10 protein-coding genes and 1 other annotated feature are annotated in these 10,636 nt (G+C 39.1%); all 10 genes read left to right on the top strand.

Going from position 1 to position 10,636, the window contains the following annotated elements; genetic code table 11:
* Nucleotides 1–54 precede the first annotated feature (54 nt).
* The 10 genes from mutM to thrS all read left to right on the top strand — a co-directional run bounded on the left by mutM (nucleotide 55) and on the right by thrS (nucleotide 10,543).
* A complete protein-coding gene (mutM, locus tag FB379_RS09940) occupies nucleotides 55–879 on the top strand; it encodes a DNA-formamidopyrimidine glycosylase (protein WP_063387407.1) in 825 nt (274 codons plus the stop codon).
* Between the two features lie 18 nt (nucleotides 880–897).
* Nucleotides 898–1,617, top strand: a complete 720-nt coding sequence (gene ytaF, locus FB379_RS09945; RefSeq protein WP_261308730.1) for a sporulation membrane protein YtaF — start codon at nucleotides 898–900, stop codon at nucleotides 1,615–1,617.
* 20 nt (nucleotides 1,618–1,637) lie between these two features.
* Entirely contained in the window at nucleotides 1,638–2,237 is a 600-nt protein-coding gene (coaE, locus tag FB379_RS09950) for a dephospho-CoA kinase (protein WP_063387409.1), read from the top strand.
* A 153-nt stretch (nucleotides 2,238–2,390) separates the two neighbouring features.
* On the top strand, nucleotides 2,391–3,416 hold the full coding sequence (locus FB379_RS09955) for a glyceraldehyde-3-phosphate dehydrogenase (protein WP_063387490.1): 1,026 nt from the start codon (nucleotides 2,391–2,393) through the stop codon (nucleotides 3,414–3,416).
* Between the two features lie 261 nt (nucleotides 3,417–3,677).
* A complete protein-coding gene (gene speD / locus FB379_RS09960; protein ID WP_063387410.1) occupies nucleotides 3,678–4,058 on the top strand; it encodes an adenosylmethionine decarboxylase in 381 nt (126 codons plus the stop codon).
* A 430-nt stretch (nucleotides 4,059–4,488) separates the two neighbouring features.
* Nucleotides 4,489–4,950: a transcriptional regulator NrdR gene (nrdR, locus tag FB379_RS09965; protein WP_063387411.1), complete on the top strand. Its 462-nt coding sequence runs from the start codon at nucleotides 4,489–4,491 to the stop codon at nucleotides 4,948–4,950.
* A 45-nt stretch (nucleotides 4,951–4,995) separates the two neighbouring features.
* Nucleotides 4,996–6,390 carry a replication initiation and membrane attachment family protein gene (locus FB379_RS09970; protein WP_063387412.1) on the top strand — a complete coding sequence of 465 codons (1,395 nt, stop codon included), beginning with the start codon at nucleotides 4,996–4,998 and terminating at the stop codon, nucleotides 6,388–6,390.
* Between the two features lie 18 nt (nucleotides 6,391–6,408).
* Complete coding sequence (gene dnaI / locus FB379_RS09975) at nucleotides 6,409–7,344, top strand: primosomal protein DnaI (RefSeq protein ID WP_063387413.1); 936 nt, start codon at nucleotides 6,409–6,411, stop codon at nucleotides 7,342–7,344.
* 86 nt (nucleotides 7,345–7,430) lie between these two features.
* Entirely contained in the window at nucleotides 7,431–8,258 is an 828-nt protein-coding gene (gene ytxC / locus FB379_RS09980; protein WP_158640182.1) for a putative sporulation protein YtxC, read from the top strand.
* A 68-nt stretch (nucleotides 8,259–8,326) separates the two neighbouring features.
* Nucleotides 8,327–8,559 (top strand) — a binding site (T-box leader).
* A 52-nt stretch (nucleotides 8,560–8,611) separates the two neighbouring features.
* Nucleotides 8,612–10,543: a threonine--tRNA ligase gene (thrS, locus tag FB379_RS09985; RefSeq protein WP_066247800.1), complete on the top strand. Its 1,932-nt coding sequence runs from the start codon at nucleotides 8,612–8,614 to the stop codon at nucleotides 10,541–10,543.
* Nucleotides 10,544–10,636: the final 93 nt, after the last annotated feature.

The following is a 10,636-nucleotide window of genomic DNA, read 5'->3' on the forward strand; positions in this document are numbered from 1 at the left end:
GGCGGAAAGGGAAGCTCCCCCGCCTTTTTCGAGTGGAGATAAGGGGTGAACATAATGCCTGAGCTTCCTGAAGTAGAAACGATTCGAAAAACATTAAGGGAGCTTGTCATAGGAAAAGTCATCGATGAAGTTATCGTATCATGGCCGAAAATCATCAAACGTCCCGAAGACGCAGAGCAGTTTTGCCGCGTTTTGAAAGGGGAAACAATCAATGAAATCGGAAGAAGAGGGAAATTTTTGAAATTTTATTTAGATCGATATGTTCTTGTATCACATTTACGAATGGAAGGAAGATATGGACTGTATCCAAAAATAAAGCCCATTGAACCTCACACACATGTCATTTTTCGCTTTCAAGATGAAACGGAATTAAGATATCGGGATGTTCGCAAATTTGGCACTATGCATCTGTATCAAAAGGGCGAGGAGGAGAAGCATCCTCCTTTGTCCCAGTTAGGGATGGAGCCTTTTTCGGAACAATTTACTGCTGAAAGACTTATGAGCAAGCTTCAGTCTACCTCTAGAAACATCAAGACGGTTTTGCTTGACCAAAAAATAGTGGCGGGATTAGGAAACATTTACGTTGATGAAGTATTGTTTCGATCAGGCATTCATCCGGAGCGGCTGGCAAAAGATTTGACAGCGGAAAAAGTGAAAATATTGCATCGGGAAATTATTCAAACGCTGAAGGAAGCAGTTGAAAAAGGAGGAAGTACTGTCCGATCCTACGTCAATTCACAAGGGCAAATCGGGATGTTTCAACTGGACTTATTTGTCTATGCAAGAGAAAAAGAACAATGTAAAATTTGCGGAAGCCCTATCCAAAAAATAAAAATTGGGGGAAGAGGCACACATTTTTGTTCATCTTGCCAAGTGTAGAAAGATTTATGCCACCTTCTGAAGCGAACACATTTTAGGCGGTTTTCATATTACTATGTTAGCAATAAAAGGAAAGAAGGGGCATTTGATAAAATGACGGAAATCGGATCGGTTTTAATATTGGCGTTGGCAGTCAGTCTTGATAGTTTTTCTGTTGGCTTAGCGTTCGGTTTGCGTAAAGTAAAAATTCCAATTAAATCGATTATCACTATTTCATGCTGTTCGGCGATTGTGTTGCTCGCTGCGATGATGGCCGGACAAATAGCTCAAAGTGTTCTTCCTCCCTATTTTACGGATAGGCTTGGCGGAGCTATTTTCATTTTGCTTGGCATGTTTGTGTTATATTCCTTTTTCCGCAACAATGAATCAGAGGATGAGAAAGATGAGGAAAAGAGTGAAAAAACGATTTTAAATATGGAATTAAAATCGTTAGGCATTGTCATTCATATATTGAAAAAGCCTGCTGCAGTTGATATGGATCGATCTGGCGAGATTACAGGCGTGGAAGCTTTGCTGCTTGGGATCGCTCTTTCGCTCGATTCATTCGGAGCAGGAATCGGTGCGGCTTTAGCAGGGTATGAACCTTTTTTAACAGCTATTTTCGTCACTTGTATGAGCACGATGTTTGTTTATATTGGAATGAAATCCGGCCGATTTGCTTCATCCTATTCGTTTTTTGAAAAGTTTTCATTTATCCCGGGTTTATTATTAATAATGATCGGTGTTTGGGCCATGTAAGGATAAAGGAGAATGATGATATGACAATGATTATTGGATTAACTGGAGGCATAGCAAGTGGAAAAAGCACTGTGTCTGAAATGCTTAAAAAAAGAGGCATTCCAGTTATTGACGCAGATCTAATTGCAAGAGAAGTGGTAGAAGTCGGCAAAAAAGCATATACAGAGATCGTAAATGCTTTCGGAAAGGAAATATTAAACGAAGACTTAACGATCAACCGAGCTCGATTAGGCTCCATTGTATTTCAAAACGAAGATAAGCGGGAGAAGCTAAACAGTATTGTACATCCTGAGGTCAGGCTGGAAATGAAAAGGCGACAGGAACAATTGATCTCAGAAGGTGCGAAAGCAGTAGTTCTTGATATTCCCCTTCTATTTGAAAGCAATTTGAAGCATTTAGTGGATAAAGTGATTGTTGTTTATACGGGAGAAAAAAATCAACTGGAACGATTAATGAAAAGGAATAATTTTTCGAAGAAAGAAGCTTTATCACGCATCAATGCACAAATGCCTTTGAAAGAAAAAGTAAAATTTGCCGATGCAGTGATCAACAATGATGGAACATTAGAAGAAACGGAACAGCAATTGGAAAACATTCTCATGAATTGGGGAATTGGTTAATCCGCTCGCAAATAGAGCGGTTTTTTTTATTTTTAGTATATATTTTTTTAAGAAACGATTAAAATAATTGTTTCGTTATTTTATAAATATGATATACTAATTAACAGAATAGGAGATAAAAAGTGTAACATAATGCCGGAAGGGGATATTCACATGAGTGCTAAGGTTGCCATTAACGGTTTCGGCCGAATTGGCCGAATGGTATTCAGAAAAGCAATTTTAGAAGGAGATTTGAATATCGTAGCAATCAATGCAAGCTATCCAGCAGAAACATTGGCTCATTTAATTAAATACGATACAAACCATGGGAAATTTGAAGGAGAAGTCATTCCAAAAGAAGATCATTTAATTGTAAATGGCCATAAAGTGCTTCTTTTGAACAATCGAAATCCTATTGAACTTCCCTGGAAAGATCTAGATGTGGACATAGTGATTGAAGCGACAGGAAAATTTAACTCCCGTGAAAAAGCGATGATGCATGTTGAGGCAGGGGCGAAGAAAGTTATTTTAACAGCACCTGGAAAAAATGAAGATGTAACGATTGTTATCGGTGTAAACGAAGAACAATATGATCCTGACAACCATGTCATTATTTCGAATGCTTCTTGCACAACAAACTGTCTAGCGCCTGTTGCAAAAGTTCTTGATGAACAGTTTGGCATTGAATATGGTTTAATGACTACTGTCCACGCATATACGAACGATCAAAGAAATATTGATAATCCGCATAAAGATTTAAGAAGAGCGCGAGCGTGCGCCCAATCAATCATTCCGACAACTACCGGTGCAGCAAAAGCGATCGGTTTAGTTTTACCGCAATTAAAAGGAAAATTGCACGGTCTTGCATTAAGAGTGCCTACACCAAACGTCTCCCTCGTAGACTTTGTTGTAGATCTAAAACGCGATGTGACCGTTGAAGAGGTAAATGAAGCGTTTATCCAAGCTTCTCAAGGAAAGCTGAAGGGGATATTAGATTTTTCTTCAGAACCGCTCGTATCAGTTGACTACAACACAAACCCGCACTCTGCTATTGTCGACGGTTTAACGACAATGGTTATGGGAACAAGAAAGGTAAAAGTGCTTGCATGGTATGATAATGAATGGGGCTACTCTTGCCGCGTTGTGGATTTAGCAAAACTTGTAGCAAGCAAATTGAATAAATTGGCCGCAGCTGTATAAAATGATGGGAGGGTTGATCTTTACAAAGATTGACCCTCTTCTTCTTTTTGTTTGGATACTTTTTTCAGCGCAAAATTTTTGACAAAGTATGTTGCAAAAACAAATCAAACCATATATACTATTTTTCGTGAACTTCTTAAACGCAAGGTAATGTGGCTACTTAAAGGGTTAGGACCTCTTTGGACTAACTTTCCCCCGTGGTAGTTAAACATACCAGAGTGCGAAGAATTCATAAAAATTTATAAAGGGGGATCCATGGCTATGGAAACAATGGGACGTCACGTTATCTCTGAGCTGTGGGGATGCGACTTTGATAAGTTGAATGACTTGGAATTTATTGAAAAAACGTTTGTAAATGCAGCATTAAAATCAGGTGCTGAAATCCGGGAGGTTGCGTTTCATAAGTTTGCGCCTCAGGGTGTAAGCGGAGTTGTGATCATTTCAGAGTCACACCTAACAATTCATAGTTTTCCAGAGCATGGATATGCTAGCATTGATGTGTACACTTGCGGTGATTTAAATCCAAATATTGCAGCGGATTACATTTCTGAAGCTTTAGGTGCTCAAACGCGCGAAAATATTGAAATTCCTCGCGGTATGGGTCCTGTTCAAATCAAACAGGGTCAAGCAAAAGCACTTTAAAGTGAAAACAGAATAAAATTTGAATGGAAATGCAAAGAGGTGTCAGCTTTTTACTGCACCTCTTTTTATATTATAATAAAGAATAATATTTCATATTGAATGGTATTTAGAGGCATCTTATTTGTGGCCTCAAAGGACCGAGTTATTCTACCCCCTTCAAAGCCGTTATGAAAAAGAGGCTTTGATGTTTTTAAAATCATTCATTGTAGTGATGCAAAAATAAAAAATCTTTTATTGGCATGGCTGCCATCACTGTTTGGCGGTTCGAACATCATTTGATTGGACCGGACTGACAGAAATCCATTTCATTCAGTCGAATTATCTATAACAAAAATACAAGAACTTGAAAGTTTCTTGTCTGATCCAATGCTATTTAATAAGATGTAGGTAGAGCTTTTTTGATTTAGTTAAAAAGATTGGAGCTGGTGATATGAAATGCCCTTCCTGCCACCATTTTGGAACACGTGTTTTAGATTCGCGTCCAGTCGATGAAGGGAGATCAATTCGGAGGCGAAGGGAATGTGAGGAATGTCAATATCGGTTCACAACGTTTGAAAAAGTGGAAGAAATTCCGCTCATCGTTGTGAAAAAGGAAGGAACACGAGAAGAGTTCAGCAGGGAAAAAGTTTTGCGCGGGATGATTAAAGCTTGTGAGAAAAGACCGGTTTCTTTAAAAAAATTGGAAGATGCTGCGCATGATATTGAAAAAGAACTAAGAAATCTAGGTACATCGGAAATATCAAGCGAAACGATCGGCGAAATGGTGATGGACAGACTAGCCGAAATTGATGAAGTCGCATACGTTCGATTTGCTTCTGTTTACAGGCAATTTAAAGATATAAATGTCTTTATTGAGGAATTGAAAGAACTGATCAAAAAAGAACGTTCATAAAGAGCTGCGAGATTATGACATGCTATTTGGGAAGGTTTTGAAAAAATGATTGGACATCATCACTGGAAAGAGCTGCTGCCTGTTGATCGCTACGTTGTGAAATGTACGAGCAGTTTGATTCATGAATTTGACCGAAAAGTTCTTACATTACTGTACCAGCCCTTAATCGGGCCAAGAACGTTAAACTTATACATGACGCTTTGGAGCGAGCTTGAACAAAACCGTCTTTGGGGGACGGAATCGACCCACCATTTTTTAATGGCTGTTACTCAATCCCCATTAAATGAAATTTATCATGACCGTTTGAAATTAGAAGGAATAGGTCTTTTAAAAACATACCTTGTCGATGAAAGCGAACCGAAAAAATATATTTATGAACTTCAACGACCTCTTTCCCCCAAACAATTTTTTTATGATGGAATGTTGAACATATATTTATATAACAGAGTTGGAAAAACGGTGTACCAAAGATTGAAAAGCTATTTTTCCGATAAATCGGTTGATAGCAACGCCAAAGATGTGACAAGATCATTTCATGAAGTATACCAATCGATCCACCCATCTGAGCTTTCAGCCAATATTGCAATGGAACCTGAGGAAAACGATCAGGAGCTTTTTGATCATGCGCCTGGGAAACCGATTTCGATTCAAAACCAGTCCTTTGATTTTCAATTGTTTTATGCCGGTTTATCAGAGCATATTGTGCCCAAAAAAGCGATCACGCCTGCGGTTAAGGAAGCTGTTGAGAAATTAGCATATGTTTATGGAATTGATCCAATTGAAATGAAAAATCTGGTCATCCGTTCTTTGGATCATGATGAGCAAATTAATTTAGACGAGCTGCGAAAATGGGCGAGGGATTGGTATAAGCTGAATCACGGTAACCGTCTTCCAGAGCTTGTTGATAGGCTTCAGCCTTTGAATCAGCGGGTGAAAGACGAAGAAATTGAACAGTCAAAAGATAAGGAATTAATTCGACAGCTTGAATCCATCTCTCCAAGACAGTTTCTAAAAGATATTTCAGGCGGGATTGAACCGTCCGCAGCGGATTTGAAAATTATTGAAGATGTCATGTTTCAGCAAAAGCTGCTTCCCGGAGTTGTCAACGTTTTAATTTATTATGTCCTGCTAAAAACAAATATGAGATTGTCAAGAGCGTATGTTGAGAAAATTGCCAGCCACTGGGCTCGATTAGGAATTAAAACTGTGAAGGATGCAGTGGATGTGGCGAAAAAAGAACATAAGAAATATTTAACCTGGGCGGAAACAAAGGATAAGAAGACTGTCAGCAAAAAAATCGTTCGAAAAGAAAAACTCCCTTCATGGCTTTTGGAAAACGAAAATCAACAGGTAGAAAACATCGATCCGGAAGCGTTTGAAAAAGAAAAACAAAAGCTGCAGGAGCGGATTAAAAAATATAAAAATAAACAGAAGGACTAGGTGAAAGGAGGGAGGAAGATGGAATCCCTGCAAAATCATTTAAAACAATTCATGAACAGCAAAGGGTTTCGGGAAACGTATTTGAACTTGAAACAGCAAATAAAATCGGACAAAGATGTCAGGTTATTTTTAGAAAAGCATAAAAATCAAATCGATGAACATATGATTGACCGCAGCTTAGGCAAACTGTATGAATTTGTAACGCAGAGCAAGTTTTGCCGTGAATGCCGAAATTTAGATGAGTGCAAAAATATTTTAAAAGGATATCACCCTACATTAATTATTGAAAGAAAAACAATCGACCTGAAATATGATAAATGCCCGAGAAAAGAAGCATATGATGCTCGAAAAAAACAAGAATCGCTCATTAAATGCATGTATGTACCAAAGGAAATCCTCAATGCACACCTTGAGGATATTGATTTAAACGAACCGAACCGTTTGAAGGCAGTGTCTCTCGTGCAAGATTTTGTTGAGCAATACGGTCAGAATGATCGGTTAAAAGGATTGTATTTATACGGTTCCTTCGGCGTGGGAAAGACATTTATTCTTGGAGCGATCGCGAATGAGCTGGCGGAAAAAGGCGTTCCTTCCATGCTTGTATATGTTCCGGAGTTTGTCAGGGAGTTAAAAAGCGCTCTTCAAGATCATTCACTGAATGAAAAGATTGATGCGGTTAAAAAAATTCCGGTATTAATGCTTGATGATATTGGTGCTGAATCGATGTCGAGCTGGATGAGAGACGACATTTTAGGCTCGATTCTCCAATTCCGCATGCTTGAAAATTTACCGACCTTTTTTACATCCAACTTTAATTTTAGCGAATTGGAACACCACCTGACTTATTCACAAAAAGGCGAAATAGAACAGCTAAAGGCAAAAAGAATTATGGAAAGGATTCGTTTTTTGGCCATTCCCGTGGAATTGAAAGGAAAAAATCGCAGACAAGAATAACCGCTGGACAGCAAACACTTCTAAATAATGCCATCCCCCCATATATATAGAAACAGGACTTGCTATATAAAGGGGGGGATCTTTTTTTGCTGGAAATAACTTTTCAAACGGAAAAAGAAGCTTCTTATCTGCATCAATTGCTTAATACAGAGAAGGAAAACTTTGATTTCCAAGCAGCCTTGCTGAACGGCACAGTATTAACATGTGAAACAGATGATTGGGAAACATTTATATCTGATGTGCTCGTACCATCATTTGTTGATTTTTTTCTAAATGTGAAAGAGCCCCGTCTCCTTCTTTTTATAATTGAAAAACAATTTTATTTTGAGGATGAAGATGAAAAACAGCAAATTTTACATATTGCTCAATCGATCTTGGAAGGAGAGCGGGCGGAAATTCCAATGATCAAACATTTTGAGCCGAGAGAAAACTTAATTATTTCTGCTTTAACGAATTTCCTTCGGCCAAACCAATCTTTTTCTATAGAATCATTTATTCAATTCCGCTTGTCTGATTATTTATCAAGACTTTCGGAATATGTCGGTTTCTCCATTGAAGAGTATAAAATGGAGCAGGAATACCAAAATTTTATTCAAAGCTTGCGGGAATATGTTCTCAATAAAAAACCGAAATTATCAACGATTCATATTTTGCATGATACTTCCTTTCAAGTGTTTAATGAAAAGTTCATCGAAATAAAAGAGCTGGAATTGAAAAAGTGGATTGATCGGGAATTTATTTATCGCCACCCGATGTATATTGATTCCCATTTGCTGGCCCCGCTTGTATCCATTGCTCCTTTAGAAATTTATATATACTCCGATCAACAGGAGGAAGCAATGATTCAAACGATCCAAAACATCTTTCAGGAACGGGTTCGATTTTTTCCAAGGGCTAGCTTTCAAAAACGATAAGTTTCTTTCAGTACTCCTTGATTTTTGGTGGCGAATCAGTCTATAATACGGTTGAAATCATTCATCACGAAAAGGTTATGATGAGGACACGGGAGTATTATCACAGTTCAAAGAGAGGGAAGGCACAGGCTGAAACCTTCCTAACTCGTGTAATGCTCTTACCACCTCTAAACTTCAGCTGTGAACGGCTTTTGCCAAGTAATAGCTGGCGGATTGCTCCGTTATCAAAATGAGCCGCTCAAAGTTTTGAGCGGGAACTAGGGTGGAACCACGGGTTTTACATACAACACTCGTCCCTTCTTTTAGGGACGGGTGTTTATTTTTGCAAGAGAAAAAACAAAGGAGGAAAGAAGATGAAAGAAGCCATTAAAATTACTTTTCCAGACGGTTCTGTAAAAGAATTTCCGTACGGAACAACAACGGAAGAAATCGCTGCATCCATCAGCCCTGGATTAAAGAAAAAAGCCATTGCAGGTAAAATAAATGGAAAGCTTATTGACTTAAAAACCCCGATTGAACAAGACGGCCAGATTGAAATTTTGACGCCTGATACAAAAGAAGCGTTAGAAATTTTACGACATAGTACAGCACATTTAATGGCGCAAGCGATTAAACGGCTTTACCCAAATGTAAAATTGGGAGTTGGGCCCGTCATTGAAAACGGTTTTTATTATGATATCGATATGGATGAAACGATCTCTCACGAAGATTTGCCTAAAATCGAAAAAGAAATGAAAAAAATTGTCGGCGAAAATTTGCCGGTTATTCGTAAAGAAGTAAGCCGCGATGAAGCAAAAAAAATGTATGAGGAAATCGGCGACCATTTAAAGCTTGAGCTTATCGATGATATTCCGGAAGGCGAAATCATTTCCATATATGAGCAAGGAGAATTTTTCGATCTATGCCGAGGAGTCCACGTTCCTTCTACCGGAAAAATAAAGGAATTTAAATTGCTCAGCGTAGCCGGCGCCTACTGGCGTGGAGACAGCAAAAACAAAATGCTTCAACGCATATACGGTACAGCATTTTTTACAAAAGAAGAGCTTAAAGAACATCTCCGCATGCTTGAAGAAGCGAAAGAGCGGGATCATCGCAAGCTTGGAAAAGAATTAAACCTGTTTACCACTTCTCAAAAGGTTGGACAAGGCTTGCCGCTTTGGCTGCCAAAAGGTGCAACTATCCGCCGGATTATCGAACGCTATATTGTTGATAAAGAAATTAAACTCGGATACCAGCATGTATACACACCTGTTCTCGGCAGCGTCGATCTTTATAAAGCTTCCGGCCATTGGGACCATTATCAAGATGATATGTTTCCGCCAATGAAGATGGATAACGAAGAGCTTGTATTGCGTCCGATGAACTGCCCGCATCATATGATGATTTACAAAAATGAAATTCACAGCTATCGGGAATTGCCGATCCGCATTGCAGAACTTGGAACAATGCACAGATACGAAATGTCAGGGGCATTGACAGGGCTGCAGCGTGTTCGCGGGATGACGTTGAACGATGCGCATATTTTCGTGCGGCCGGATCAAATTAAAGACGAATTCATCCGAGTTGTCCGCCTTATTGAAGAGGTATACGAGGATTTTGGTATAAAAGATTATTCGTTCCGATTATCTTACCGCGATCCTGAGGATAAAGAAAAATATTATGATGATGATGAAATGTGGGAAAAGGCCCAGTCGATGCTGAAAGCCGCAATGGACGAACTCGGGCTGGATTATTATGAAGCGGAAGGTGAAGCGGCATTTTACGGACCGAAATTGGATGTACAAGTGCGGACGGCTTTAGGAAAAGATGAAACATTATCGACTGTTCAGCTAGATTTTCTCCTTCCGGAACGGCTTGATTTAACATATGTTGGCGAAGACGGCAAACATCATCGGCCAGTTGTTATTCACCGCGGAGTTGTTTCAACGATGGAACGGTTTGTTGCCTTCTTAATTGAGGAATATAAAGGCGCCTTCCCAACTTGGCTTGCACCTGTGCAAGTGAAAGTCATCCCTGTTTCGCCGGAAGTGCATCTTGATTATGCCAAAACAGTAGAACAGCGTCTTCAGCAAGAAGGCTTGCGTGTTGAAGTCGATATTCGGGATGAAAAAATCGGCTATAAAATTCGTGAGGCACAAATGCAAAAAATCCCGTACATGGTCGTTGTCGGTGATCAAGAAGCAGAAAATGAGACGGTCAATGTCAGAAAGTATGGAGAACAAAAATCAGAATCCATGCCGCTGGAGACATTTGCTGTATCTGTTGGAAAAGAAGGGAGAAAATAAGGGGCTGTCCAAAAAGTCAGGGTAACTGACTTTTTGGAGCCCCTCATTTTTTCACTTTTTAAAAAAAATGCACAAAAAAATCGTCCTTTCTAG

Source organism: Aeribacillus composti (genome assembly GCF_007827555.1).
GTDB classification, from domain to species: Bacteria; Bacillota; Bacilli; order Bacillales; family Aeribacillaceae; genus Aeribacillus; species Aeribacillus composti.

Bases quoted from the DNA above. Each gene is read 5' to 3' on its own strand.
- dnaI (WP_063387413.1), top strand. From the start codon at position 6,409: ATGGAATCCCTGCAAAATCATTTAAAACAATTCATGAACAGCAAAGGG.
- nrdR (WP_063387411.1), top strand. From the start codon at position 4,489: ATGAAATGCCCTTCCTGCCACCATTTTGGAACACGTGTTTTAGATTCG.
- speD (WP_063387410.1), top strand. From the start codon at position 3,678: ATGGAAACAATGGGACGTCACGTTATCTCTGAGCTGTGGGGATGCGAC.
- FB379_RS09955 (WP_063387490.1), top strand. From the start codon at position 2,391: ATGAGTGCTAAGGTTGCCATTAACGGTTTCGGCCGAATTGGCCGAATG.
- FB379_RS09970 (WP_063387412.1), top strand. From the start codon at position 4,996: ATGATTGGACATCATCACTGGAAAGAGCTGCTGCCTGTTGATCGCTAC.
- mutM (WP_063387407.1), top strand. From the start codon at position 55: ATGCCTGAGCTTCCTGAAGTAGAAACGATTCGAAAAACATTAAGGGAG.
- coaE (WP_063387409.1), top strand. From the start codon at position 1,638: ATGACAATGATTATTGGATTAACTGGAGGCATAGCAAGTGGAAAAAGC.
- thrS (WP_066247800.1), top strand. From the start codon at position 8,612: ATGAAAGAAGCCATTAAAATTACTTTTCCAGACGGTTCTGTAAAAGAA.